Annotated in this window: 18 protein-coding genes and 2 tRNA genes; 13 read left to right on the forward strand and 7 right to left on the reverse strand. The window is 74.4% G+C overall.

What is annotated here, in order from left to right; genetic code table 11:
- The first annotated feature begins 288 nt into the window (after nt 1-288).
- The 7 genes from CRP39_RS12260 (at nt 289) to CRP39_RS12295 (ending at nt 9,916) form a co-directional block, all read left to right on the forward strand.
- Entirely contained in the window at nt 289-1,503 is a 1,215-nt protein-coding gene (locus CRP39_RS12260) for a glycosyltransferase family 4 protein (protein ID WP_097206689.1), read from the forward strand.
- Entirely contained in the window at nt 1,500-2,651 is a 1,152-nt protein-coding gene (locus tag CRP39_RS26830) for a glycosyltransferase (RefSeq protein ID WP_172442421.1), read from the forward strand. Before CRP39_RS12260 ends, CRP39_RS26830 begins: the two co-directional genes overlap by 4 nt.
- A gap of 46 nt (nt 2,652-2,697) precedes the next feature.
- On the forward strand, nt 2,698-3,630 hold the full coding sequence (locus CRP39_RS12275; protein ID WP_097206690.1) for a polysaccharide deacetylase family protein: 933 nt from the start codon (nt 2,698-2,700) through the stop codon (nt 3,628-3,630).
- A 388-nt stretch (nt 3,631-4,018) separates the two neighbouring features.
- The gene (locus CRP39_RS12280; RefSeq protein ID WP_172442422.1) at nt 4,019-5,686 is read left to right on the forward strand and encodes a malectin domain-containing carbohydrate-binding protein; all 1,668 of its coding nucleotides are present in this window, start codon (nt 4,019-4,021) and stop codon (nt 5,684-5,686) included.
- A 174-nt stretch (nt 5,687-5,860) separates the two neighbouring features.
- Nucleotides 5,861-6,871: a hypothetical protein gene (locus CRP39_RS12285; protein ID WP_097206692.1), complete on the forward strand. Its 1,011-nt coding sequence runs from the start codon at nt 5,861-5,863 to the stop codon at nt 6,869-6,871.
- Nucleotides 6,872-6,986: 115 nt separating this feature from the next.
- Nucleotides 6,987-7,775 (forward strand): hypothetical protein, encoded by a 789-nt coding sequence (locus CRP39_RS12290; protein ID WP_143426630.1) that lies wholly within the window; start codon nt 6,987-6,989, stop codon nt 7,773-7,775.
- Nucleotides 7,772-9,916, forward strand: a complete 2,145-nt coding sequence (locus tag CRP39_RS12295) for an O-antigen ligase family protein (protein WP_097206694.1) — start codon at nt 7,772-7,774, stop codon at nt 9,914-9,916. Before CRP39_RS12290 ends, CRP39_RS12295 begins: the two co-directional genes overlap by 4 nt.
- A gap of 22 nt (nt 9,917-9,938) precedes the next feature.
- Here the strand turns inward: CRP39_RS12295 and CRP39_RS12300 are convergent, their stop codons facing one another.
- Nucleotides 9,939-11,117 (reverse strand): glycosyltransferase family 4 protein, encoded by a 1,179-nt coding sequence (locus tag CRP39_RS12300; RefSeq protein ID WP_143426631.1) that lies wholly within the window; start codon nt 11,115-11,117, stop codon nt 9,939-9,941.
- A gap of 376 nt (nt 11,118-11,493) precedes the next feature.
- On the opposite strand from CRP39_RS12300, the gene CRP39_RS12305 reads away from it, so the two are divergent.
- Nucleotides 11,494-12,696, forward strand: coding sequence for a hypothetical protein (locus CRP39_RS12305; protein WP_097206696.1), 1,203 nt, complete (start codon nt 11,494-11,496; stop codon nt 12,694-12,696).
- Between the two features lie 26 nt (nt 12,697-12,722).
- Here CRP39_RS12305 and CRP39_RS12310 read toward each other — a convergent pair whose 3' ends face one another.
- The 5 genes from CRP39_RS12310 to CRP39_RS12330 form a co-directional block, all read right to left on the reverse strand.
- Nucleotides 12,723-13,775 (reverse strand): PHP domain-containing protein, encoded by a 1,053-nt coding sequence (locus CRP39_RS12310; RefSeq protein ID WP_097206997.1) that lies wholly within the window; start codon nt 13,773-13,775, stop codon nt 12,723-12,725.
- Complete coding sequence (locus CRP39_RS12315; RefSeq protein WP_097206697.1) at nt 13,772-14,338, reverse strand: DoxX family protein; 567 nt, start codon at nt 14,336-14,338, stop codon at nt 13,772-13,774. Before CRP39_RS12315 ends, CRP39_RS12310 begins: the two co-directional genes overlap by 4 nt.
- A gap of 183 nt (nt 14,339-14,521) precedes the next feature.
- The gene (locus CRP39_RS12320; protein ID WP_097206698.1) at nt 14,522-16,015 is read right to left on the reverse strand and encodes a sugar transferase; all 1,494 of its coding nucleotides are present in this window, start codon (nt 16,013-16,015) and stop codon (nt 14,522-14,524) included.
- A gap of 3,166 nt (nt 16,016-19,181) precedes the next feature.
- Nucleotides 19,182-20,618, reverse strand: a complete 1,437-nt coding sequence (locus CRP39_RS12325) for a bifunctional phosphatase PAP2/diacylglycerol kinase family protein (RefSeq protein ID WP_097206699.1) — start codon at nt 20,616-20,618, stop codon at nt 19,182-19,184.
- 88 nt (nt 20,619-20,706) lie between these two features.
- Entirely contained in the window at nt 20,707-21,234 is a 528-nt protein-coding gene (locus CRP39_RS12330; RefSeq protein WP_097206700.1) for a CGNR zinc finger domain-containing protein, read from the reverse strand.
- Nucleotides 21,235-21,376: 142 nt separating this feature from the next.
- Here CRP39_RS12330 and CRP39_RS12335 point away from each other — a divergent pair, with 142 nt between their 5' ends.
- The 3 genes from CRP39_RS12335 to CRP39_RS12345 all read left to right on the forward strand — a co-directional run bounded on the left by CRP39_RS12335 (nt 21,377) and on the right by CRP39_RS12345 (nt 22,855).
- Entirely contained in the window at nt 21,377-22,588 is a 1,212-nt protein-coding gene (locus CRP39_RS12335) for an MFS transporter (protein ID WP_097206701.1), read from the forward strand.
- An 84-nt stretch (nt 22,589-22,672) separates the two neighbouring features.
- Nucleotides 22,673-22,761: transfer RNA gene (locus CRP39_RS12340), tRNA-Ser, on the forward strand.
- Nucleotides 22,762-22,782: 21 nt separating this feature from the next.
- A tRNA-Arg gene (locus CRP39_RS12345) sits at nt 22,783-22,855 on the forward strand.
- A gap of 32 nt (nt 22,856-22,887) precedes the next feature.
- On the opposite strand, the gene CRP39_RS12350 is transcribed toward CRP39_RS12345, so the two are convergent.
- Nucleotides 22,888-23,454 carry a hypothetical protein gene (locus tag CRP39_RS12350; RefSeq protein WP_097206702.1) on the reverse strand — a complete coding sequence of 189 codons (567 nt, stop codon included), beginning with the start codon at nt 23,452-23,454 and terminating at the stop codon, nt 22,888-22,890.
- Nucleotides 23,455-23,555: 101 nt separating this feature from the next.
- On the opposite strand from CRP39_RS12350, the gene CRP39_RS12355 reads away from it, so the two are divergent.
- The gene (locus CRP39_RS12355) at nt 23,556-23,984 is read left to right on the forward strand and encodes a MarR family winged helix-turn-helix transcriptional regulator (protein WP_097206703.1); all 429 of its coding nucleotides are present in this window, start codon (nt 23,556-23,558) and stop codon (nt 23,982-23,984) included.
- Nucleotides 23,985-24,064: 80 nt separating this feature from the next.
- Nucleotides 24,065-25,303: a benzoate/H(+) symporter BenE family transporter gene (locus tag CRP39_RS12360; RefSeq protein ID WP_097206704.1), complete on the forward strand. Its 1,239-nt coding sequence runs from the start codon at nt 24,065-24,067 to the stop codon at nt 25,301-25,303.
- Nucleotides 25,304-25,417 lie beyond the last annotated feature (114 nt).

The raw sequence follows: 25,417 nt of genomic DNA on the forward strand, positions 1-25,417 counted from the left end.
CAACTACTACATCGAGAACTGGTCGCTCTGGCTCGACGCCAAGATCATCCTGCGCACCGTGTCCTCGATGCTCCGCGGCACCGGCGGCTGACCCACCCCCGGCGGGGCGGGCACCCACCGGTTCCTGCCGCCACTCGATCCGGTGGAGTTGGCCCCGATGGCCGTCGCTGCGCGGCCCGTCGGACACTGCCGCGTTAGGCTCGCCCGCGCTCGGCGCCGACGACGGCCCTGAAACACGACACACGGCCGTTCCGGCCGAGGAGGTGTGCGACCCTGACCGCGCTCACGGTGACGCTCGTCGAGTTCAGTCCGTCCGGCGGGCTCTTCCAGTTCGCGGTCCAACTCGGTGAGGCCCTGGCCGCACGCGGGCACCAGGTGGAGCTGCTCACCGGCCCCCGCCCCGAGCTGACCAGCCGACACCCGGGCTTCCGCATCGTCCCCTGCCTGCCCACGTGGCACGCGAGCGAGGGAGCGGGCGACGCGCGGCTCAAGCGCCGGCTGCGCCGAGTCGCCCGGGCCGGCCAGTACCACCTCGCCTGGGCCGTCCTCCTCCGGCGACTGGCCCGGACGCGACCCGACGTCGTGCAGTTCTCCGGGGCACGGTTCCCGGTCGACGGACTGGCCACCGCGTGGCTCTCCCGGCGCCGCCGACAGGGCAGCCCGGTGCTCGTGACGCTGGCCCACTCGCCGCTGCCCTTCAACGAACAGCGCGCCACCGGTGAGGTCCTCCGGCAGAACAAGGTGCTGCACGCCTCCTTCGGGCTGGGATACCGCAGCGTCGACTCGATCATCGTCCTCGGCGAGCAGTCGGCAGCCGACCTGCGAGCCGCGTGGCCGGAGGTGGGCGAGGTGACGGTCATCCCGCACGGGGACGAGGGTGTCTTCCTCACCGACGACGTCGTCCCGGCCGCGGAGACCGAGCCCGTCGTGCTCTTCTTCGGCACCATGCAGGCCTACAAGGGCCTGGACGTGCTGCTGGAGGCCTTCCGCACCGTCCGCGCCCGACGCCCCGACGCGCGACTGGTGATCGCCGGGGCGCCGTCCGGGGACACCGATCTCGACGCCCTGCGGAGGACCGCCGACGGCATCGGCGGGGTGGACCTGCGGGCGGGGTACGTCCCGATGGACGCCGTCCCGGAGCTCTTCCAGCAGGCCCGCGTCGTGGCCGCGCCCTACCGCTACGCGAACGCCAGTGGCGTCGTCGAGCTGGCGCGGACCTTCAGTCGCCCGGCGGTCGGGACGACGGTCGGGGACCTGCCGGCGGTCATCGACGCCGAGGAGACGGGCATCCTCGTCCCGCCAGGGGACCCCGCCGCATTCGCGGCCGCGCTCCTGCGGCTGCTCGACCGGCCCGCCGAGGCGCAGCGCATGGGCGAGGCCGCCCGGGCACGTTCGGCCGAGGGCGCCTCCTGGGCGTCCGTCGCCGAGCGCACCGAGGCGGTCTACCTCCGTGCCCTCGCCGCCGGCGGTCAGGCGGACGGCATCGGGGCGGTGGCTCCGTGAAGGTGCTCGTCGTCATCGACTCGCTGAACTTCGGTGGTGCCGAGAACGTCCTGGTCACCCTGGCGTCCGAGGCGCCGCGGCTGGGGCTGGAACTCGAGGTGCTGTCGCTGGCGCCCCCGACCGGCGGCCGGGCCACCTGGTTGCCCCGGCTCGAGGCGGCCGGGCTGCCTGTGCGCTTCCTGGGCCTCACCCGGCTCCTCCAGCCCAGCGGTGTCCCGCAGCTGGCCCGGGCGATCCGCGACTCCGGTTGCGACGTCGTCCACGCCCACCTCGAGGACGCCAGCACCCTCGCACCCATCGCCGGGCGGATGGCGCGACGCCCCGTCCTGTGCACCCTGCACCACGTCCCGGGGTCGCTGGCCGGGCGGGAGGCGGTGCGGGAACGCCTGGCGGTTGCTGTGGGCAGCCGCTCGGCCGGCCTGATCTTCGTGTCGCAGGCCTCGTACGACGCCTTCGCGGCCCGCTATCCGCGCAGCCACGTGCCGGAGCGCTGGAGCGTCGTGCACAACGGCGTCGACCTGCAGCGCTTCCGGCCGCTCCCGCCCGGCTCCACAGCCCAGCTGCCGCCGGAGTTCGGCATCCCGGCCGGGGTGCCGGTGGCCGCGCTGGTCGGCCACATGCGTCCGGGGAAGGGACAGGAGGAGGCCGTCCGGGCCTGGCCGGACGTCGTCTCGGCCTGTCCCGACGCCCGACTGCTGCTCATCGGGAACGGACCGCTCGAGGAGCGCCTCCGCGGCCTCGCCCGGGATCTGGGCGTGGCGTCGCACGTGGTCTTCGCCGGCGCCCGCGACGACGTCCAGGAGCTCCTGCCGCGGGTGACGGTGGTCGTGCAGCCCACGCACTCCGAGGCGCTGCCGACGGCGCTGCTCGAGGCCTCGGCGTGCGGCGTCCCCGCGGTCGCCACGGCCGTCGGCGGTGTGCCGGAGGTCGTCGTGGACGGCGAGACCGGGTGGCTGTTCGCGTCCCCGGCGCCGGATCTGGTCGCGGCCTCGGTGAAGGAGGCGTTGGGCGACCCGGTGGAGCGCGAGCGCCGGGGTGCCGCTGCCCGCGCTCGCGTCGAGGCCGTGTTCAGCTCCGCCGACTGGGCCGAGGCGCTCGCCACCCGGTACGCCGCGGTCGCCGGCGGCCGGGCCGTCACGCAGCTGTGATGGGCCGACGTGGGGGCAGAGAGTCCTGCCGAGGGGGGATGGCGCGATGAGCCGGCGACTGCTGGTGCTGGGCTACCACAACATCGAACCGACGTACGCCTTCCACGGGACCACGCCCGAGGCCGGACGGCGGGGCTTCGAGCGGCAGGTGCGCTTCCTCCGCCGCTGGACCAACGTCGTCCCGCTGCGGTCGGCCCTGGCCGACCTCAGGGCAGGCCGGCCGCTCCCGCCGCGTGCGGTGGCGCTGACGTTCGACGATGGCTACCTGGACAACGTCACGGTCGCCGCTCCGGTGCTGCACGCCGCCGGGCTCCCTGCGTCGTTCTTCCTCGTGCCCGGGTTCCTCTCCGACACCGCTCCGGTGTGGTGGGAGCAGCTGGGCTGGGCGTTCGCGCACGCCACCGTGCCCGAGGTCCGGTGGGACGGCATCCGCCACGACACCTCCACCCCGGTGGCCCGCCGGGTGGCCGCCGACGCGGTGGCCGACGCGCTGAAGCTGCTGGACAGTCAGGACCGGATCGCTGCGGTCGCGGAGCTGCGCGGGCGTCTGGCACCCGACGGTCCGGAGCTGGGCCGTCAGTTCATGGACTGGGACGAGGCCGGTGAGCTGCTGCGGCTCGGCCACGAGATCGAGTCCCACACCTGTGCCCACCCGATCCTCAGCCGCGAGACCCCGACGGCGCAGTCCCACGAGCTCACGAACTCGCGCCGGGAGCTGGCCGACCACTTCCAGCGTCCGGTCGACGTGCTCGCCTATCCGAACGGACGGGCCCAGGACTACTCGGCCGAGACCGTGGAGTTGGCGGGGGAGGCCGGCTACGCCTTCGCCGTCACCACCCGGACCGCGCTGGCCGGGGCGCGCTCCGCTCCTCTGGAGGTGCCCCGGGTGTTGGTCGACGCGGAGACCGACCTCCGCGAGGTGCTGCGCGGTGCTGCCCGTGTGGCCAAGCGCGTCGTCGCAGGACGCTTCCGGGGCTGATCACACCCCACCCGAGGACGGGCGCCCGGCTGTGGCCGGGCGCCCGTCCTCGTCCTGTGCGCGCAGGGTGTGGATGACCACTCCGCAACTCCTGCCAATCTTCACTCGACTGGTTGACACAGCGTGATGGTCCCGTAACCTTTCGTCGGCGGCCGTAGCGCCATGTATACGGCCACTAACTGTCAGTCAGTCGGCATCGGTCGCCGACTGCCCGGCGGCCGTGACGGGCCCCTCCGTCTCGTCCACCGCTCCCTGGTCGCACCCACCCCAGGCTGCGGGATGCCGGATGCCTGTCCACCAGCCAGCCGTACGAGGGACCCGCATGTCACGCCACGCCCGCTCCCCACGCCGACGCCCCGTCCTCCGTCCTGTCGGGCGGTGGGTCGGCATGGTGCTGGGGCTGTCCGCCGTCGCCCTCACGGCCGGGGTCTCCGGGGCGGCCGGCGGGCTCCAGACCGCCGGATCGGCACACTGCCCCGAAGGCACGACGAACCAGGTCGCTGTCGCCCGCGTGAACATCAACGGGCCCCGGCTCACCGTGGGTGACCAGGTCTGGTCGGCGGACCCGGGTGTGCAGGCGGACGCCGCCGCCACGGTGGCCGAGGACCGCGACATCCGGAAGACCCGCGCGGACGCCCTCTACCGCACGTCGCGGGTGGGCGAGTTCCGGTACGAGGCGCCGGTCACCGAGGCGGGGCAGTACGTCGTCCGCATGCACTTCGTCGAGCCGTGGTTCGGCGTCGACGGCCGCCCGGGCGGCCGCGGCAGCCGGGTCTTCTCGATCAGCGTGGAGGACGGCCGCGCGGGATCCCGGCGGGTGGACGTGGCCGCGGCCGCGGGCGGGCCGCTGCGGGCCTGGACGAAGTCCTGGACGACGCGGGTCGACGACGGGAACGTGACGATCGAGGGACGCGGGATCCGGGACCTGCCGGTGGTCAGCGCGATCGAGGTGCTCCGCAAGCAACCGCGGGGAACCTGTGTCCCCGTGAGCAGCACCACGACGCCGTCCGGTGAATCGGCTGCCGACGGTACGCCCGAGCCCGAGGCGGCCGCGCCGGCGCCTCCGGTCGAGGAGGCTCCGCAGCCGGAGACGCGGGACGACACCTCCGGTGCGCCGCAGACCCCGGCTCCCGCGCCGGTGCCGGCCCCCGCGCCTCCGGCCGCCGCCGCCCCCGCGCCCCCGGCCGCCGGAGGGACGATCGGTCTCCTCAGCGCGGACAGCGGCCGACCGTTCGCGGCCGCCAGCGTGTGGAACACCCCCATCCCGACGAACCCGGCGATCGACCGGAACAGCGCAGCGATGGTGCGCAGCGTCACGTCGAGCAACACCGCCACGGCGAACCTCTACGCCTACGGCGAGCCGGTCTTCACCGCGGTGGCGGGGACACCGACGGCGCGGGTCACCTGCACGGAGAACTGGGGCACCTGTGACGTCGAGAAGCGCACCATGCGCATCCCGGCCGAGGCCCAGCCCACCACCGGGTCGGACGGCCGCATGATCATCGTCGACCTCGTCGACCGGGTGGTGTGCGACTTCTGGCAGGCCCGCAAGGCCGGCACGGGGCAGTGGACCACCAGCTGGGCCACCTGTGCCGACCTCACCGGCACCGGCAGCGGCCCCAACGGCGGAGCGACGGGAGCCGGGGTGAACGCGCTCACCGGCGTCGTCCGTACCTTCGAGATGCGCAACCTGCACATCCCGCACACCCTCTCGGTGGCCACGAACAACTCCTGCTCCGGCCAGTTCCGGGCGCCGGCGGTCAAGACGGACGGCCAGTCCGGGCGTGCCGACTGCGTCCCCGAGGGCGCCCGGCTGCAGCTCGACCCCTCGATCGACGTGAACGCCATCCCGAACATGACGCCCGGCGAGCGGGCGGTGGCGCGAGCACTGCAGGTCTACGGGGCCATCAACCGGGACAACTGCGGGTCGAACCTCTGCGTCCAGTTCGAGGCGCCGTTCGGCGAGGCCGATCCCTACCCGGCCGCCGGCTTCACCGGTGACTACTACCGCATGCCCCACATCCCCTGGAACCAGCTGCGGGTGCTGGCCGGGTAGCCCGGGACCCGGCCGGCCCGGTGTGGCCGGCCGGTCCCCGGCGTTCCCGATCGGGTGAGCGGCGCCCGTCCCGTCGCAGGTCATGACGCTGATACGCCCTGCTGGGCTACCGTGGTGGGCCGTGGCCGGCCGGAACAGGCTGGTCGTCACCCTCCACCGTTCCTCGGGAGAGTCATGAGCGGCACGCCGACCCCCTGCAGTGCGGGGCTGCGACGGCGACGCCGGGGGAGTGCCCCCGCTCTGCTGGCCGTCGCCGTCCTGGCTGCCTCCTGCACGTCCTCCTCCGACGAGGGACCGCGGGGCGGCGGCGGGCAGGGGCGGGAGTTGCCGTTCGCGGTGGACAGCCCCTGGAACTCGCCCATCCCCGAGGACCCGGACCTCGACGGGGACAGCGGGGACATGGTCTCGGCCCTCCTCGAGGACGGCGGGGCCATCGCCCTGCTCTACGAGTACGGCGTCCCCGTCTACGAGGTCGACGGCGAGACACCCCCGGTCGACGTGGAGTGCACGCGGACGGGGTGGGGGGAGTGCCCGCTCGAGAGTGAGCCGATCCCGGTGCCCGAGGGGGCGACGCCCAGCACGGGCAGCGACGGTGCGATGGTCGTCGTCGACGAGGCCACCGGCCGGGTCTACGACTTCTGGCAGGCACGCCCCACCGGCTCCGGCTGGGAGGCCTCGTGGGGTACCTGGGCCGACGTCGAGAGCGACGGGACCGGCGGGGAGGCCGGTGGGTCCACCGGCGGGGCGACCGGTGCAGGGGTGAACCTGCTCGCCGGGCTGATCCGCACCGCCGAAATCGAGGAGGGGCGGATCGAGCACGCGCTCGCCATCGTCTCCGACAACAGCTGCCCCGGCGTGTACCGGTACCCGGCGACCAAGACCGACGGGCACGCGGAGGACCTCCCGTGCATCCCCCAGGGCGCCCGGGTGCAGCTGGACCCGACGATCGACGTGTCCGCCATCCCGGGCATCACCCCCGGCGAGGTCTCGGTGGCACGAGCGCTGCAGGAGTACGGGGGCTACGTCCGGGACAGCTCGGAGGTCGCCATGGGCATCGCCTTCGAGGTGCCCACCGACAGCGACGACCCCTACCCCGACGTCGCGGGGTTCCCCTGGGACTACTACGACATGCCTCACATCCCGTGGGACCGGCTCCGGGTGCTGGCGTCCTGGGACGGCAGCTGAGGGGCTGGTGAACCGGGTGATCACCCGTCCCTCGATCCGGTGGTTCGTCCAGTTCCCGAGGCCCTGGGGTCGTGTTTTCGGAGATCCGCTGCGCTGACGCGGTTACGGTTGCACGGTGACTGCTGCTGCTGGGTCGTTCCTGTCGACCCGCTCCCAGAGGACCCCTGGCCGCCTGGCCGCCGTTCTCTCCGCACTTGCCGTGACGGTGCTCGTCCTCGTCGGAGGCGTCGTCCTCTGGTCGCAGACCCCGGTCGAGTACCAGGCGCGCGCGACCCTCGTCGTCCTGCCGCAGGGTGGTGCCGCCGAGGCGGCGTCGTACTACGACACCCTGAGCCGGGGGCAGATCGCCACCACCTTCGCGGAGATCCTGTCCCTCCGCGCCGACCCGGCGGCCGCCGCCGGGGGCGACGGGTCGGACGCGGAGGTCACGGTGGAGGTGGTACCGGACACCTCGCTGATCGAGCTCTCGGCCACCGCCGGTGCCCCTGGGGCCGCGGAGGCGGCGGCCGACGCCGCGCTCGGCCAGGCCCAGCCGTACTTCGACCAGCTCGGGGCGCCCTACGCCGTCTCGGTCGTCGAGCCGGCGGCGGGCACCGCCGAACGGGCCGGCCTGGTGCTCGAGGTGTTCGCCGCAGTCGTGGCAGCGGTCGCGCTCATCGCCGGCCTCGCCAGCTACCTGGCCGTCCGTGCCCTGCAGCACAGTCGTCGTCAGTCGCGGCCGCTGGCCGCGTCCCGGCCGGCCGAGCCGGGCCCGGCCGCACGGGAGACGGCCGCACGGGAGACGGCCGCGCGGGAGACGGCCGTCTGGCAGCCCGAGCAGGCCCTCACCGAGAACGACCCGGCCGAGCCGGACCACCTGGTGGGCCGTTCGGCTGACCCGGTGTCACAGCAGTCCGCGCGGTGACCCAGCTCGTCGACCAGCCGGTCGCGGCGACCGCGACCGATCAGCCCGCGCCGTCGCGGCTGGGCGGACCCGTCACGGCCGTCGCCGTGGCGATCGGCTGCGCCGTGCTCGGCGTCGCGGTCCTGGCCGTGACCGTGACGTTGGGGCTGCCCCTCCTCGCTCCGGTGGTGGCCGCGCTGGTGCTGGCCGTCCCGCTGCTGCTGGTCCGCCCGGTCCTGTTCGTCGTCCTCGTGGGCGTCGTCGAGGCCGGGAACCTCTCCGGCGTCGGAGCGGTCAACGGGCTCCCCGGTGGGGAGAGCGCCCTGCTCGCCCTCGCTGTGGTCGCCGCCGTCCTGGCCTGGCTGCGCGGCCACATCCGGCCGGCGTGGTCGCCGTTCCTCAGCGTCGCGGTCCTCTACGTCGTGGTGCAGACCATCGCTGTGCTGACTGCCCAGGACGTGGACACCGCGTTCGTCGCCGTGGCCGTGACGGCCAAGGCGATGGTGTGGCCGGTCGTGCTCGTCGTCCTCCTGCTGGCCCCGGGGCGCGGTCCCCAGGCACTGGCCCGGGCCTTCGCGCTCACCCTGGCGGCCCTGGCCGCGCTCACCGTGGTCCAGGAGTTCGTGGTCGGCAACGACACCACGTTCGCCGGTCTGAGCACCGTGCCGCTGGCCGCGGACCTCGGCGGAGCGACTGCGCGACACGCCGGGCCGCAGGACGACGCGAACTTCTGGGGCCGCGTCCTGGTCCTCGGGTTCCCCTTCGCGCTGTCCCTGGCGCAGATGGCGACCTCACGGTGGCGCAGGACGTTGTGGCTGTGCGCCGCGCTGGCCATCTTCGGGGGAGTGGTCCTCACCGGTTCGCGCGGCGGCCTGCTGGCGTTGTTCGTCGTGCTCTGCTTCTGGGCGCTGCTGGCCGGGGGCGCCGCTCTCAAGGCCCTCGTGCTCGCGCCGCTGGGGATCGGTCTGGCCCTCATGTTGCCCGGCGTCGGCAGCCGGCTGCTGACCCTCAACACCCTCGGCGTCGGAGGGCTGGAGGTCACCGACCCCTCCCTCGAGGGCCGCATCGCCGCGCAGACGTCGGCGTTCCAGATGGTCGTCGACCACCCCGTCCTCGGCGTGGGACCGGGCAACTTCCTGCTGACCACCCCGGACTACCTGCGCCGCCTGGGCCTGGACTCCCTCCCGCTGGCCCCGCACAACCTGTACCTGGAGGCGGCTGCGGAGGGCGGGCTCCTGGGGTTGCTGGCGTGGCTGCTCCTGGTGGGAGCGGCCGCACTCGTCGCCCTGCGCGCCCGCCACTTCGCCCGGGCGGGCGGTTCTGCGATGGGCCAGGCGGCGCCGTTGCCGCTCGCCAACGCCGTGCTGGCGGCCCTGCTCGGGTGGTCCGTGGCCAGCATCTTCCTCCACATGGCGACGCTCCGGTCGTTCCTGCTGGTCGCCGCCCTCGGCGCCGCGCTGGACATCCGGGCCCGCCGACGGGCGGCGGAGCTGCGCCGCGAGCGGGGCATCGCCACGGATGCCGTGGCGCTCGACCTCGTCCGCCCGCGGTCTCGCCCGGGGAGGGCGCTGCGCTGGGCCGCCGCCGGCCTGGCGACGCTGCTGCTGGTCCTCGCCGCGACGCTGTGGACGGCAGGCGGGCGACCGGGCACGGTGCAGACGGTCACGACGGACATGCAGCTGGTGGTGAAGTTCGAGTCCGACTCGGAGTCACCGTCCTACGACCTGGACACCCTCAGCCGCACCGGGCTGGTCCGCACCCTGGCCGGGATCGCGACGAGCGACCGCTTCGAGGAGGAGGGACTGCGGCGGGCTACCGAACTGGGCGTCTTCGTCGACTCGGTCACGATCGAGTCCTCCGCCTCGGTCGACTCGGGACTGATCACCGTCACCGCCTCCGGACCCGACGCAGGGGCCGCCACCGTGGTGGCGTTCGAGGTGCGCGCTGCTGCCGTCGAGTTCGTCAACACCCTCAGCCCGCTGTACGGTGCCCTGCCGGTGGCCGGGGAACCCCTGGTGAAGCCGGCGCCCGAGCCGGCGTTCGACAGGCGGATCGCGCTGGTCCCTCTGGCCCTCGGCGGCCTGCTGGTCCTGGGGCTGGCAGTGGACCTCGCCCAGGACGGCCTGCGGCGTCGGCGAGTGGCGCGCGGAAGGGCCCGGTAGGCCCGGACGCCGGGTCGCCGTCCTACCGGCGACGGCGGCTGCGGGCGGACTCGTCCAGCACCTCGGTGTAGAGGTGCCTCAGACGGGCTGCCCAGCCGGTCGCCTCGAACGACGCGAGGAAGCGGGCCCGGCCGGCGTGGCCCATCCGCTGCCGCAGTGCGTCGTCGTGCAGCAGCCGGGCGACCGCCCGCGCGATCTCGGCGCCGTCCGTGGCCACGAGCAGCCCCGCGTCGGCCCCGATGATGTCCGGGATGCCGCCCACCCGGGTGGCCACGACAGGAACGCCGACGGCGAGCGCCTGCATGAGCGTCGTCGGCAGCGCGTCGGCCAGGCTGGTGTGCAGGACGAGGTCGGCCGCGGCCAGCAGCGCGGGGACGTCGTCCCGGTAGCCCAGGAAGCACACCCGGTCCCGGAGGAACGGGTCGGCGTCCACGCGGGCCTCCAGGGCTCCCCGCAACTCGCCGTCCCCGGCCAGGGCGACGACGGGCCGGACCTCGGCGGGCAGCTGGGCGACCGCGTCCAGGAGAAGCGCATGGCCCTTCTCCGGGCGCATCAGCGAGGCGGACACGATCAGGGGGCGGCCGTCGACGGCCCCGAGCTCCTTGCGCATCGCGGCGCGCTCGGCGGCGTCGGCCACGCCCGGGTCGGCGACGCCGTTCGGGAGCACGACCAGCCCGCGGCCGGTCCCGGTGAGCTCCTCGTACCACTCGCGTTGCCGTGCGGACAGCGCGATGGTGCGGGCGGCTGTCCGGCGACGCACCACCAGGCCGGCCGTGCGCTTGTACCGGGCCAGCGCGCCGGCCGGTGCGTCCTCGACGACGTGCAGCGTGGACACGACCGGCAGCCGCAGCAGGGCACCGGCTGTGGCGCCCACGAGGTCGGCGTGCTTCAGGTGGGTGTGCAGCAGGTGGGGGCGGAAGGTCCGGACGGCGGCCATGGTGGCCGGGACGGCTCGGGGGTCCCAGCGGGGGAGGTCCAGCTGGACCACGGGGACGCCCAGGGCCCGCAGGGATCCGGCGTGCACCGGGCGCTCCACGGGGGACAGGCCGACGACCTGCAACTGGATGCCCGCCGCCGGAGCGGCGGCCGCCAGTTCGACGAGGACGTTCTCGGCGCCGCCGGGGCCGAGGGAGTGGATGACGTGGGTGACCCGCAGGGGGCCCGGGTGGCCGTCGCCGGCCGCGTCAGTGGGCGTCGTCATCACGCGGGATCTCCCGTCGGCCTTCGTCGTGCACCCGGACGGGCGTGCCGCCGATTGCCTGGTCCGGCTGCCGTGGACACTCGCCGGCTGGCCGTGTGCCAGGGGCGGAGCGCCGGCCTGCGAGGTCGGCGAGCCGTGACCACCACCCTAGACGCCGGAGGGAGCGGGGTCCCGACAGATCACCCGGAGGTGGGACCGGCGTGCTGGTCGCCGGTCGACTACGCTGCCTCGCGCTCACTCGACTGGGCCAGGGCAGCGCACGTCGCGCTCACGCGACACCGCCCGGCCGGTCATGATGACCACGCCGCCTCCGGCGTGCGCACAACACCGCATCGCGGGGAGAGAGGCGATCACCCATGGCTCGCAGGTCCGACCGTTGAGGCGCGAGGGCACCGACCGGCTCGCCGCCGGGCTGCCCCGCGCGGTGCTGCTCGACCCGAACGACGGTTGCCTCACGATCGCCCGTCGGCTGGCGGCCCGAGGCGTGGAGGTGGTGGCGCTGTGCCCACCGACGAGCTCGTGGGTGGGCCGCAGCAACGCCCTCCGGGCGGTCTCCGTCGGGCCTCTGCCGGTCAGGGCGGAGGACTCCTGGCTCCCGGCGCTGTCCGCCCTGGCTGACCGGGACGGCGTCCTCATCTGCGGGTCGGACGCGGCGTCGGAGTTCCTCTGCCGCCACCGGCCGGCGGTCCCCGGTGAGCTGCGCAGCTTCGAGGGGCCGGCGACCGCCCACCTGCGGCTCATGGACAAGGACGACCTCTACGAACTGGCCACCGGGGTGGGCGTCCGGGTCCCCGCCTCCTTCCGGATCGACTCACCCGCGGACCTGGACCTGATCGAGCGCGCGGAGCTGAGCGCACCCTGCGTCGCGAAGCCGGTGATGGGACACGTCGGTCGACGGTCGGGGGACTTCGCCACCCGGCTGCTGCCCGATGCGGCTGCGGTCCGCGCGCATCTCCGTGCAGCCCTGGATGCCGGCATCCCGATGCTGGTCTCGGAGCACGTGCCCGGACCGACCACCGCGCTGGAGGGAGCCATCACCCTCCGCGCGGCCGACGGGACGTGGCCGGTGGACGCAGGCCGGCGCAAGATCCGCGACTACGACCACGGCGTGGGCTCGCTGGTCGAGGCCTGGGACGCCGTGGAGGCCAGGCAGCTGGCGCGCCGGATCCTGGAGGCCTCGGACTACGTCGGCCTCGCCGCGACGGAGTTCAAGCGGCACGCCGTCACCGGGCAGCTCTACCTCATCGAGATCAACGTCCGAGTGCCCCAGTACTTCGGCGTGTACGACGCCGCCGGCGTCGACGCGGCGTGGCGCCTCTACGCCACCCTGGCCGAGCTCCCGGTCGGTGAGCAGCCCGCCCTTCGCGAAGGGGTGCGGGTCTGGATGCCCCAGCACGACCTGCACGTGGTCCGCGAGATGCGACGCCAGCAGGCCCTCGGGCTCCGGGAGATCGTTGCCCCGCTGGCCGGTGTGCGCGACTTCGGCGCGTGGAGCTGGCGGGACCCGAAGCCCGCTCTCGAACTCGCCCGTGCGGAGTTGTCCCGCGCCCGGCGGAAGCGGAGCAGGCGGGCCGACTGACCCACAGCAGGGACGGCGGCCGCAGATCAGTCCTCGGTCCACTCCAGGAGGTCGTCGGCGGTCCAGGTGTTGACCACCCGCTCCACCGGGACGCCAACCTCCACCGCGCGCTCGCAGCCGTTGCCCTGCCAGTCCAGCTGGCCGGGGGCGTGCGCGTCGGTGTCGATCGCGAACTCGCAGCCCAGCTCGACGGCGAGGGCGAGCAGCCGCAGCGGCGGGTCCAGCCGCTCCGGCCGGGAGTTGATCTCCACCGCGGTGCCGTGCTCGATGCAGGCGTCGAACACCGCCTCGGCGTCGAACTCGCTCTCCGGTCGCGGCCGCTGCCGGCGTCCCTCCCGCTGCTCGCGGGGGACCAGCAGTCGGCCGGTGCAGTGACCGAGGACGTCGGTGTGCGGGTTCGCGACGGCGGCGAGCATCCGCTCGGTCATCGCCGCCCGGTCCGCGCGCAGGTCGGAGTGCACGCTGGCGACGACGACGTCCAGCCGGCCCAGCAGCTCCTCGGTCTGGTCCAGCCCGCCGTCGACGGTGATGTCGCACTCGATGCCGGTGAGGATGCGGAAGGGCGCCAGCTCCTCGTTCAGCTCCGCGACGACGTCGAGCTGCCGCTCCAGCCGCTCCGGCGACAGGCCGTTGGCGACCGTCAGCCGCGGCGAGTGGTCGGTGAGCGCCATGTACTCGTGGCCCAGCCCGATCGCCGCCTCGGCCATCTCCCGGATCGGGCTGCCGCCGTCGGACCAGTCCGAGTGCACGTGCAGGTCTCCGCGCAGTGCGGCGCGGAACTCGGCGACGTCGTCGGCCAGCGGCACGAGTTCGCCATAGGACTCCTCGAGCCGGGCCAGGTACTCGGGCACCTCGCCCGCGTGCGCCTGCACGATCGCCGCCCCGGTCTTGGGGCCGATGCCGCGCAGGTCGGTGAGCGTCCTGGTGCGGATCCGCCGGTCGAGCTCGTCGGGCCCGAGCGTGTCGACGACCGCGGCGGCGGTGCGGAACGCCGACACGCGGTGCGTGGGCTCGCGGGCGCACTCCAGGAGGAAGGCGATCCTCCGGAGCGCGGCCGCGGGTGGGAGGGGAGCGCTCAGCGGGAGGCCTTCCGGGCCAGGCGCTCCCTCTTGGCCTTGCGCTCGGTCTTCCTGTGCGCCTTGACCGCGCGCTTCTGGGCCCTCTCGTAGCTCTTCTCGGTCGCGTCGGCCGTCCGCTTCGCGGCCCGGCGGGCCCGGTAGCCGACCGACGGCTTGCCCTCGGTGTCGACGGCGGCGATCAGCAGGCCGCCGAGCAGGCCGAGGTTCTTGAGGAAGTGGATGGTCTGCCCCGCCTTCTGCTGCGGGTCGTCGTGCTCCCAGAAGCGGTGCCCGGCCAGCGTGGTCGGCACGATGCTCACCGCGAGCGCGGTGGCCGACAGCCGGGGCAGCTTGCCGAGGGAGAACAGGACGCCGGCCCCCACCTTCACCGCGGCGTCGATCTTGACCCACTGCTCGACGTCCCGCGGGATCTGCACGGGCAGCTGTTTGTCGGCCTGCTCGGTGATCGTGTCGACGATCGGCCTGGCGCCGGCCACACGCGACTGCGGGTTGCGCAGGGTGTCGACGCCGCCGAAGACGAACGTCGAGGCGAGCAGGGGCCGGGCGATCCGGCGGACCAGCATGGGAGGGACCTCTTTCGTCGGGGATGTCGTGTGCTCCGGTGCCCCGGCCACAGCCGGGACACCCCTGCTCGGACCGTAGTGAGGTCACCGCCACTCCGCAGGATCGAGGGCGTCGCGGCACTGTCGGGCCACGCCGTCGACGTTGCTGGCTGTTGCCCGGCGCGCACGGGGATGGGCCGCGGTTCAGTAGGCCCCGGACCCCCGCACGACCGCGCGCAGCGTCTTGCACAGGATCATCAGGTCGAAGGTCAGGGACCAGTTCTCGACGTAACGGAGATCGATGCGCACCGAGTCGTCCCATGACAGGTCGGATCGTCCGCTCACCTGCCACAGTCCGGTCAGGCCGGGCTTGACGAGGAAACGGCGGCGCATGTCCAGGCCGTAGAGGGCCACCTCCGACGGCAGGGGCGGCCGCGGGCCCACCAAGGACATCTCACCGCGCAGCACGTTGAACAGCTGCGGCAACTCGTCGAGCGAATGGCGCCGCATGACTCTGCCCACGCGAGTGACCCGCGGGTCGTCCTTCTGCTTGAAGAGGACGCCGTTCCCGTCGTTCCGCTCCGCCATGCGGTCCACCATGCCGTCGGCCCCGACCTGCATGGAGCGGAACTTGAGCATCCGGAACGGACGACCGGCCCGCCCGACCCGTTCCTGCGTGAAGAGCACCGGACCGGTGCTGCTCAGCTTGACGGCCAGCGCCAAGCCGAGGAGCAGAGGGCTGAGGGTCAGTAGGGCGAGGGCGGCGCCGGCGCGGTCGAAGACGTCCTTCGTCAGTCTCCGGATGCCCCGTAGCTCCGGTCGCTCCATGTGCATCAGCGGCAGACCGCACACCGGGCGGATCCGCACTCGGGGTCCGACGATCTCTGAGACGGCGGGTGCCAGCAGGAGCTCTGCCCGCGTGTTCTCCAGATCCCAGCCCAACCGGCGCAGGGCCGCGCCGTCCAGTTCTGGAGAGGGGAGGACGGCGACGGTGTCCACCTCGTACCGCTCGACGACCGCTACGACCTCGTCGAGTGCGCCCAGGACGGGGATGCCGTCGAAGTCCTGTCCTGGACGCGGCGACGGCAGGCAGCACCCGATGACCCGGTACCCCTGGTAGGCCTCACGGATCATCTGGTCGTGGAGAGCTGCCACGCCGCCGACGTGCCCGACGAGGAGTGTCGTCTGGAGGAATCGACCCTGCCTTCGGAGGTGGTGGAGCCGCTTTCGCTGGGCGTACCGCTGTACCAAGGTCAGCCCGGCGGCCAGGGGCAGGGCGATGACGACGAACCCGCGGGCAACGTCGAGTCGCAGACCCCAGGCCACCGTGGCGACCCCGGCCAGCAACAGCGCGGCCGCGAAGAAGACCCTTCGGAACTCCTCCGGCCCGTTCCACAGGAATCGTTCCTCGTAGCTGCGGGAGATCAGCATCGCGAGGAGCCACACGGCGGGCAGCAGGAGGGCGATCCACTTCGACGCCGCAGCCGCGGTGGTGTGGTCTGGGCCGAACCGGACGAGGTAGCCGGCAGCGGCGGCGACGAGGGCGCACGCAACGTCCGCCAGCATGATCCGGCGCACGTAGGTCCGGCGCCAGGCGCGACGCGCGACCGTGCCCTCCCCACGGAGCCGGATCGGTGAGACGGGGGCTGAGCGTTGCCAACGGGTGGTCGCCCGCCGGAGGACCTCGGTCCCGGTCATGGCGCCTCCTCCCGTGTGAGGGCCGCGAGCCGGGGAACAGCTGCGACAGGACGGGGCGCGGTTGGGTGTTCAGGGGCTCTGACGTGTGTCATCAAGTGGTCCATGGCTCATGGCGTGCGCGCAGGGCGCAGGCTGGCGGATCAGGTCGGACCCGTGTCCCGAAAATGGGATCGGCCGAGGCAGTGGTGAGGGAAAGCGGAGGACGTCGGATGCCTAGAGGGGCGGACGACGCTCAGTCCGGGCGGCTGCCGGGATCCACGACACCTGCGCGCCGCGCGGCGGCATCACTGATGAACCGGCTCCCGGCTGCGAACTGAGGTGGCACCGGATCCTGGTCCACCACGGCGAGCACGGAGCGGTCGTGGTCCGACTGGCCGGGACTGCAGTGGGACGGCCCCGCCGAGACGGACGAGTGGGACCCTCCGGGCCCTCCGGCAGGAGGTGGCGCGGGCAGCGGGAAGGACGGCGGCGCGCTCGGCAGCGTGGGCGGCGTAGGCGAGACCGGCTGGATGAGGGCGCCCGTCAGATTCCCACCGCGGGGCAGGTCAGGGTCGTCTCGCGTGCCGTGGACGGTGGTGCTGTCGGGACTCGAGTCGCGACCGCCCGCCCGTAGGCGGTGGGGCCAGACCTCGTGCTGAACAGGTGCGAGGCAGGCGGCCTCAGCGACCGCGCTCGTTGCCTCGTTCGAGGTCCCGGGTGCTGGGAGCGCCGTCGTCTCCCCGGCGGGGGGTGGGGTCGTGGTCGGTACACGGAGGGCGTCGTTGCTGGAGACCGGGAGCACTCTCGACCTCGGGGCGGGGCCGCCGCTCTCCGTGGTCCCACGTCCGTCGCGCGGCGCCCCACCGGGACCGTCCGGCGCCGGCGTCACGACGGTGGTCGACTCGGGGGCCGGGCTCACTGCGGGCGGTGCCGGCGGCCTCACCGCCCGAGCGTGGTCCGAGGGCCTGTCCGGCGGTGCCGAGTTGTCGGACGGGGCTGGTGCGACCGGGAGCGGGGCGTTCCTCGAGGGGGCTCCGTCCGGGGTCGTGTCCTCCGGCGGGGGCACGGAGGCGTGCGGCTCCTGCGGGGTGCGGTGGGGGGACGGAGGCTCGGTCCGGGGAGGCTGCGGATCCGGGGACCAGCCGGGGGAGGGTGGCGACTCGGTCTGCTCGGGGGCGCTGGTGCGGGCAGTGGCGGGTGGCGTGGTTCCCTCTTGGTCGGCCTCCGTGGCCGGTGCCGAGCTCGGGGCAGGGGTCGCACCGGTCCCCGGCGTGTCCACCGCTGGGCGGGCACGTCCCGGCGCGGGGGCCGTCGCCGGCTCCTCGACCGGGACGGGAGCGGAATCAACTCCGTTGGGGGGCGCGGGGGTCGGCGTGCTGGGCGCGGGGGGTCCCGGGTCCGGCCGCCGCGGTGACGGGTCCGACGACGGTGGGGCGTCAGGTGGACTCGAGAGGACCGGCACGGTGGGGTGCGCAGGCGATCCGGCGTCGACCGGCTCGTCGAGACGCGGCGGCGTCGGCCGTTCAGGCGTGGTGGCGGGGCCCCGCGGGGGGCGGTCCGGTTTCGTGGTGTCCGGGGAGGGCTCTGGAGGGGTCCGGTCGGGTGGCCCCGGCGGCGGCGTCGGCCGTTCAGGCGTGGTGGCGGGGCCCCGCGGGGGGCGGTCCGGTTCCGTGGTGTCCGGGGAGGGCTCTGGAGGGGTCCGGTCGGGTGGCCCCGGCGGCGGCGCCGGCCGTTCAGGCGTGGTGGCGGGGCCCCGCGGGGGGCGGTCCGGTTCCGTGGTGTCCGGGGAGGGCTCTGGAGGGGTCCGGTCGGGTGGCCGCGGCGACGGCGGCGGCTCGGGGCTCGCGCGGCCCGGCCGCTCCTTCACCGACGCCCCGTCTGGGCCGGCAGGCCGGGCGGAGGCTAGATCGTCCCCACGGTCGGCGGCACGACCGGCATTGGCGTCCGGTGCGGTTGGTCTCTCGGGTGGGGTTCCTGGAGCGGCCGCTGTGTCCGGCCGCGGCGTGTCGTCGGCTTCGCCCGGCCGTGACACGTGCGCGGTCGGGGGAGGTCGACGGTCGTCCTCCGCCTCTCCCTCCGTGGACGGGGGATCGGATGGTCGTGGGTCTCCCGTGGGGGGCCTTTCTCCGTCCTTGGCCGGACGGTTCCGCGCCGACTCGTCCGCCGGCCGGGAGGCGGTGTCCTCGTTGTCTTCGGAGCCGCCGGTCCGTCGTGGACCCGAGGTGTCCGGGTCGGGCGTCGATCGGGTGGGCGCCTTCTCCACCGACTGGCCGCCGGACCGGTCGGGCCGCGGGGTCTCCTCGTCGGCGTCCGCCGACTCGTCCGCCGGCCGGGAGCCGGTGTCCTCGTTGTCCTCGTTGTCCTCGGAGCCGCCGGTCCGTCGCGGACCCGAGGTGTCCGGGTCGGGCGTCGATCGGGTGGGCGCCTTCTCCACCGACTGGCCGCCGGACCGGTCGGGCCGCGGGGTCTCCTCGTCGGCGTCCGCCGACTCGTCCGCCGGCCGGGAGCCGGTGTCCTCGTTGTCCTCGTTGTCTTCGGAGCCGCCGGTCCGTCGCGGACCCGAGGTGTCCGGGTCGGGCGTCGATCGGGTGGGCGCCTTCTCCACCGACTGGCCGCCGGACCGGTCGGGCCGCGGGGTCTCCTCGTCGGCGTGCGCCGGCTGGGTGGCAGCGCTCAGGAGAGCCCACAGGACCGTCACGAAGACCACGGTCAGCAGGAGTCGGCGTCCCAGGCCCGCCAGGCAGGGTGGACCGGGTGGGACCCGAGTCGCGTCGCCTGCCGAACCGGCCACCAGTCTGCGCTCCGTAGGTCACCACGCTGGGAGCGCGGTGACGGGTTGCCGAGGCGTCCGCTCCGCCTCTACACCGTGCGGACCCTCGGGCCTACAGACGGGGAGAGCAACCCTTCTCTACTTTGTGATGGCAACAACCGGCCGTGTCTCACCGTGCGTGATGATTTGCGTCCGGATCGGTGCCGAAACAGGTCAGTCGCCCGACGAGAGGCGTGTCTCAACCCGGGGTGATTTCCCTGTCCTCCCGGGCGACCGGGCCCCGCTCCCGTGGCCGTGCCGGTGCGTCCGTCGCGGCGCCAATCTCGTGGCGGAGCACCCGTTCCATCACAGCGTGTAACCACCCGCGACGCGGGAGCTGGAGGAGTCGAGGAGAGCGCGTGACAGGCGGCCGGACGGTCAGTCCGGCCGGCAGCAGTAGACGGTGAGCGTCGCCCGCTTGCGGAAGCAGAACTCCGTCGCCGGGTCGCCGGTCTCGCCGTCGTAGGCGATCTCCTGCGGGCCCGAGCGGGAGACCACCCGCACCTCGCGGGCCTGCGTGGACGCGTAGCCGGAGCTGCGGTCGCTGATGCCCAGCAGCGAGCCGAGGACGGCGCGGGTCCGGCTGAACCGCACGTCGGCGCGCAGGTACTGGACGTCGAGCAGCCCGTCCTCCAGCCGCGGCCGCCAGGCGGGGGCGAGGCCGCGCGGGGTGTAGCGGCCGTTGCCGACGAAGAGGATCCACACCAGCACCGGCCGGCCGTCGAGCAGCAGCGACACCGGCGTACCGCGGCGCAGGGTGGTCGCGGCGGCCACGGTCATCGCCGCCCACCGGCCCAGCCGCCCGGCCAGCGCGTCCCGGCGGCGCACCATCTCCGGATAGCTGCCGATGCTCGCGGTGTTGAGGAACGGCGTCCCGTTGACCTCGGCGACGTCCACATCGACGGCCTGCCCGGCGACCACCGCCTCGGCGGCGTGCTCCAGGGTGTGCACGCCGACGTCGCGGGCGAAGTGGTTGAGGGTGCCCGCCGGCAGCACCGCCAGCGCCAGACCGTGCTCGACGGCGGCCGCGGCGGCCGCGGCCACGCTCCCGTCGCCGCCGGCCACGCCCAGCGCCCGCGCCCGCCCCGAGCGCGCCGCCTCCTCGAGCAGGTCGCCGATGCCCGCCTGCGGGTCGCTCTCGAGTACCTCGGCACGGGGCAGCAGCCGCCGGACGTCCTCCGCCGGGTCGTACCCCTCCGGGCCCGACCGCGGGTTGACCGCGACCACCAGGCCCTCGCCCTCGGGCAGCGCCGGGGCCGACCGGGCCGGGCGCACCCGCGCCGGGGTGGTCGGCCGCACCCGCCACCACGCCTGGCTGCCCACCGCCACCGCCGTCCCGACGGCCAGGCCGGCGACGACGTCCCCGGGGTAGTGCACGCCGACGTGCACCCGGGAGTAGCCGACGGCCAGCGCGACCGGGGCGAGCGCGACCCCGGCGACCGGGCTCTCCAGCGCCACCCCGGTGGCGAACGCGCCCGCCGAGGAGGCGTGCCCGCTGGGGAAGGAGTGGGTGGTCAGCGACCGGTGCAGCAGCCGGTCGACCGGGTGGCTGCCCAGGTCGGGACGCCGGCGGCCGAACACGCGCTTGAGGACGGCGTTGACGACGGTGCTCGACACCGCCATCGAGCCCAGCCCGCGGACGGCGGCCCGGCGCAGCGGGCCGCGGCGGGAGACGAGCGCGGCGGCGACGACCATCCAGAGCACGCCGTGGTCGGCGGCGGTGGTGAGCCGGCGCAGCCAGCGGTCGGCCGGCGAGGTGGGCAGGCCACCGACGAGGGAGTGCAGGCGGGCGTCCCAGTGCCGCGCCCGCCTCATGGGACGGACGCTAGCGGCAGCGCGGTGTCCCGGCCCCGTCCAGGGGCCCGCCCCGAGCGTGCGGGGGCAGGGAGGACGGGGTCCGCTCTCAGGCCTTGCGGCGGGCGCGGTAGGCGGCGACGGTCGAGCGGCTGGCGCAGGTGTTGGAGCAGTAGCGGCGGCTGGCGTTGCGCGAGGTGTCGACGTAGACGTTGTCGCAGCCCTCGGCGGTGCACACACCCAGCCGCTGCCACCCGTGCTGGACGACGACCTGCGACAGGCCCATCGCGACCGTCGTCGTCAGCTGCTCCAGGGCCGGTGCCTCCCGGCGGGCGTAGTGCAGGTGCAGCGCGCCGTCGTGGTCGGTCGCGTACGGCTGGGGCGAGGCGAGGGCGAGCAGGGCGTTGAGCCGCTCGATCACCTCCGGCTGCGACCCCGCGACGGCGACCGCGCGCACCAGGTCGGCGGTCTCGGCGGCCTGCGCGGCCTCGGCGGGGGTGAGGTCCAGCACGGTGCCGGCCTCGAACCACTCGTCGTGGGCGCGCAGGAACGCCGGGACCCAGTCTGCGTCCCGGCCGGCGTTGGCCAGGTCGATGGCCAGCTCGACGGCGGTGGAGCCGAAGGTGTCGTAGTCCATCGCGTGCTCCTCAGCCGACCCAGGGCGACACGTAGGTGGCGTATCTCATTTGACTCCCTACCGTCGCATCCCTAGCCTGTAGGTGGTCAACGAGGTTTGGCCCCCTACTCTTCCTCATCTGCTCGTTCGAAGTGGGTTCGTCGTGCGTTCGTACCTCAGCGTCTGGCGGCTGCCGTCCGCCCCGGTGCTGCTCCTGGCCGGTTTCGCCGGTCGGCTCCCGTCGGCGATGGTGCCGTTGGCGCTGTTGCTCATGGTGCAGCAGCAGACCGGTTCCTATGCCGTCGCCGGCGTCGCGTCGGCCGCGTACGGCCTGGCGATGGCGGCGATGGCGCCGGTGCTGGGCCGGCTGGCCGACCGGCGCACCCCGCGCCCGGTCCTCCTCGCCCAGGCGGCGGCCTACCCGCTGCTGCTGGCGCTGCTGGTCGCCGTCGTCCTCGGCGGTGCGCCGACGGCCGCGATCGTCGCCGCCGCCGCGGCGGCCGGGGCCGCGACGCCGCTGGTGTCGGGCACCGTCCGGGCGCTGTGGTCGCGGGTCGACCCGCGGGTGCGCACCACGGCTTATGCGCTGGACGCCACCGCCACCGAGTTGGTCTTCGTGGCCGGCCCCACCGTCGTGGCCGCGCTCGCCGTCCTCGCCGCCCCGGCGTGGGCGCTGGGCGTCGCCGGCGTGCTCGCCGTCGCGGGCACACTCGGCATCGCGACGTCCCGGGCGATGCACGGCTGGGTCCCCGCGCCGGCCGCCGAGCGGGCGCACCCGCTGGCCACCGTGCTCAGCCCCGGCATGCCGCGCCTGCTGGGCAGCGGCGCGGCGCTGATGCTCGGCTTCGGCGCCCTCGAGGTGGCGATCCCGGCGTGGGCCGACGCCGCCGGCACGCCGGGGATGTCCGGCGTCCTACTGGGCCTGTGGTCGCTGGGCTCGGTCGGCGGCGGCCTGTGGTTCGGCGCCCGGGTGGTCAGTGCCTCCCTGCCGCGGCAGTACCGGTGGCTGCTGCTCGGCGTCACCATCGGCCTGGCCCCGCTCACCGTGGCATCCGGTCCGTGGGTGCTGGGTGCGCTGCTCTTCCTCGGCGGGACGGCGATCGCGCCGACCCTCACCGTGCAGAGCTCGCTGGTCGGCTCGCTGGCGCCCGCGCACGCCACCACGGAGGCGTTCACCTGGCTGTCGACGATGGCCACCGGCGCCTCGGCGGTCGGCGCGGCCCTGGGCGGTGCGCTCATCGACGGCTCGGCCGGGGTCACCGGCAGCCTGCTGCTGGCCGTCGCCGGGGCGGCGCTGGCGGTGACGGTGACGCTGCTGCCGGGCCGGCGAGCCGCTCGCGTGGCTGTGCCGTCGGCCGAGCCGGCCGTCGTCTGAGGCCGGGGTCCGGCCCCCCGTGAAGCACCGTGGGAGGCGCTGGTAGTCTCTCTCCTCGGTGGTTCCGGGGGGACTCGGACCCCGGGAGGCTTCGCCTAGTCCGGTCTATGGCGCCGCACTGCTAATGCGGTTTGGGTTAATCCCCATCCCGGGTTCAAATCCCGGAGCCTCCGCGCACGACAACTGAACACCAGGCACCCGTAGCTCAACGGATAGAGCATCTGACTACGGATCAGAAGGTTAGGGGTTCGAATCCCTTCGGGTGCACGTCTGGTTGAGACAGCACCGCGCCCCCGCCCTCACCGAGGTCGGGGGCGCGATGTGTTGCTGGCGCCGGTGGTGCGGCGTCGGGTCGGGCCCCAGGGCTTCCAGATCGCGAGCACCGTCGCGACGAGCAGCGCGGCGCCGGACACGAACGCCGGGAACAGCAGGTCGATCGGGCCGCGGCCGAGGTCGGCGGCCAGCACGGGGTCGGCCGCGCGGACCAGGGTCGCGACCTCGGCCACCTGTGGCTGCAGCAGGACGGGCACGAGGGTCACGAGCACCACGTTGATGACGAGCTTGACCAGCACCCACCGGGTCCGGACGACGCCCCAGCGGCTGGCCAGTCCGAGCAGGACGCCGCTGCCGAGGCTGCCCAGCCCCAGCGTGAGCAGCACCGGGACGGCGAAGGTGCGCAGCGCCGTGTAGCTCGACGCCACCACGGACGGGTCGGCGGAGGTGAACGCGGTGACCGCGAGCACGCCCAGGACGACGTCGGCACCCAGCCAGCCCAGCGAGCAGACCAGGTGCACCAGCAGGACGAGGCGGCGGGTGTCGCGGCCCAGGCGCAGCCGCACGGCGGGAGCGGTGGCGGTCGCGGTCATCGCGGCACTCCTCGGCGAGGGGGGTCGGCCGACTCCGACCGTACGCGGGATCGTTCGGTACCGAAAGGTCAGGCATCGAACGGTCCTGCTAGCGTGGACGCGTGCCCCGACCGCCCGGCGGCCCGCCGATCGGGTTGCTCCTCTCCCGGGTCGCCCGCGAGGTCGGCCGGGCGTTCGACGCCCGCCTCGCCGAAGCCGGCGGTTCGCGGACGGTGTGGCTGGTGCTGCTCGCCCTGCGCCCGGGGCCGGTGACCAGCCAGCGGGAACTGGCCGACGCGCTCGGCGTGCGCGCCGCGACGCTGACCCAGCAACTGGACGCCATGGAGGCCGCGGGGCTGGTGGCCCGCGGCCGGGATCCGGGCAACCGTCGCGTGCGCCACGTCGAACTGACCCCCGCGGGGCTCCGGCTGTTCGACCGGCTGCGGGACGCCGCGCGGGAGCACGACGAGCGGTTGCGCGCCGGCCTGGACCCCGCCGACCTCGCGCGGGTGGCCGCCATCCTCGAGCGGATGCGGCGCAACGTGACCTGACCCACCGGGCGCCACCCACCACCTGCCCCCCGGCGGGCAGGGGGCCAGGATGCCGGGGAGGACACGACCCGGGGGGCGGCATGGCAGATCCCGAGCACCTGCTCGAGCGCCCCGGCCGGCCCGTCCCCGGTCCTCGGCAGGTGGTCCGTGACCTGGGCGCCGTCTATGCGGCCAACGGCCTGATCGGCTTCGTCTTCGCGGCCACCGGCCCGGTCGCCGTCATCCTCGCCGTCGGCAGCGCGGGCGGGCTGACCCGCGAGCAGCTGGCGTCCTGGCTGTTCGGGTGCTTCTCCCTCAACGGCGTCCTCACCGTGGTGGCCTGCTGGCTGTACCGGCAGCCGCTGTCGTTCTTCTGGACCATCCCCGGCACCGTCCTGGTCGGCCCGGCGCTGACGCACCTGCGCTGGCCGGAGGTGCTCGGCGCCTTCGTCGCGACCGGGCTGCTGATCGTCGTCCTCGGCCTCACCGGCTGGGTACGCCGTTTCATGGCGGTCATCCCGATGCCGATCGTGATGGCGATGGTCGCGGGGGTGTTCCTGCGCTTCGGCCTGGACCTCGTGCACGCCATCGAGGACGACCTCGCCGTCGCCGGGCCGATGGTGCTCACCTTCCTGGTGGTCAGTGCCCTGCCCGGGCTCGCGCGGGTGGTGCCGCCGCTGCTCGCCGTCCTCGTCGTCGGGGCGGTCGCGGTGGCGTTCTCCGGCCGGTTCGACGCCGGCCCGGAGGCGACCTCGTGGCTGGCCGCGCCGGTGTTCCAGGCCCCGGAGTGGTCGGTGCAGGCGCTGCTGGAGCTGGTCGTCCCACTGGCGATCACCGTCATCGTCGTCCAGAACGGGCAGGGCGTCGCCGTCCTGCGCGCGGCCGGGCACGCCCCGCCGGTCACCGCCATCACCGTCGCCTGCGGTGTCTGGTCGCTGCTCACCGCGGCCGTCGGCAGCGTCTCCACCTGCCTGACCGGGCCCACCAACGCGCTGCTCTCGGCCTCGGGGGAGCGGTCGCGGCACTACGCGGCCGGCATCGTCTGCGGGCTGCTGGCCGTCGTCTTCGGCGTCTTCTCGCCGCTGGCCACCGACCTGCTGCTGGGCACGCCGGCGGCGTTCGTCGCCACCCTCGCCGGGCTGGCGATGCTCCGGGTGCTCCAGGCCTCCTTCGTCGCCGCGTTCGCCGGCCGCCTCACGCTGGGCGCGCTGGTCACCTTCCTGGTCACCGTCGCCGACGTGACGCTGCTGAACATCGGCTCGGCCTTCTGGGGACTCGTCGCGGGCGGTCTGGTGGCCTGGCTGCTCGAGCGCGGCGACCTGCGCGCGGCCGCCGCCTGAGCCCCGGGCCCGGCGCGCTCCCGATCCCGGACCGCGCCGGACCGCTGGTCGCGCCCTACCGGGACAACCCTCTCCGGGGAGGCCGTGCTCTGCGTGCACCGGGCATGCAGGGCA

This window comes from Geodermatophilus sabuli (genome assembly GCF_900215145.1).
GTDB classification, from domain to species: Bacteria; Actinomycetota; Actinomycetes; order Mycobacteriales; family Geodermatophilaceae; genus Geodermatophilus; species Geodermatophilus sabuli.

Excerpts from the sequence above, each read along its gene's own strand:
- CRP39_RS12280 (WP_172442422.1), top strand. The coding sequence starts at position 4,019 with ATGGTGCTGGGGCTGTCCGCCGTCGCCCTCACGGCCGGGGTCTCCGGG.
- CRP39_RS12275 (WP_097206690.1), top strand. The coding sequence starts at position 2,698 with ATGAGCCGGCGACTGCTGGTGCTGGGCTACCACAACATCGAACCGACG.
- CRP39_RS12300 (WP_143426631.1), bottom strand. The coding sequence starts at position 11,117 with ATGACGACGCCCACTGACGCGGCCGGCGACGGCCACCCGGGCCCCCTG.
- CRP39_RS12360 (WP_097206704.1), top strand. The coding sequence starts at position 24,065 with ATGGCAGATCCCGAGCACCTGCTCGAGCGCCCCGGCCGGCCCGTCCCC.
- CRP39_RS12285 (WP_097206692.1), top strand. The coding sequence starts at position 5,861 with ATGAGCGGCACGCCGACCCCCTGCAGTGCGGGGCTGCGACGGCGACGC.
- CRP39_RS12325 (WP_097206699.1), bottom strand. The coding sequence starts at position 20,618 with ATGAGGCGGGCGCGGCACTGGGACGCCCGCCTGCACTCCCTCGTCGGT.
- CRP39_RS12315 (WP_097206697.1), bottom strand. The coding sequence starts at position 14,338 with ATGCTGGTCCGCCGGATCGCCCGGCCCCTGCTCGCCTCGACGTTCGTC.
- CRP39_RS12330 (WP_097206700.1), bottom strand. The coding sequence starts at position 21,234 with ATGGACTACGACACCTTCGGCTCCACCGCCGTCGAGCTGGCCATCGAC.
- CRP39_RS12320 (WP_097206698.1), bottom strand. The coding sequence starts at position 16,015 with ATGACCGGGACCGAGGTCCTCCGGCGGGCGACCACCCGTTGGCAACGC.
- CRP39_RS12350 (WP_097206702.1), bottom strand. The coding sequence starts at position 23,454 with ATGACCGCGACCGCCACCGCTCCCGCCGTGCGGCTGCGCCTGGGCCGC.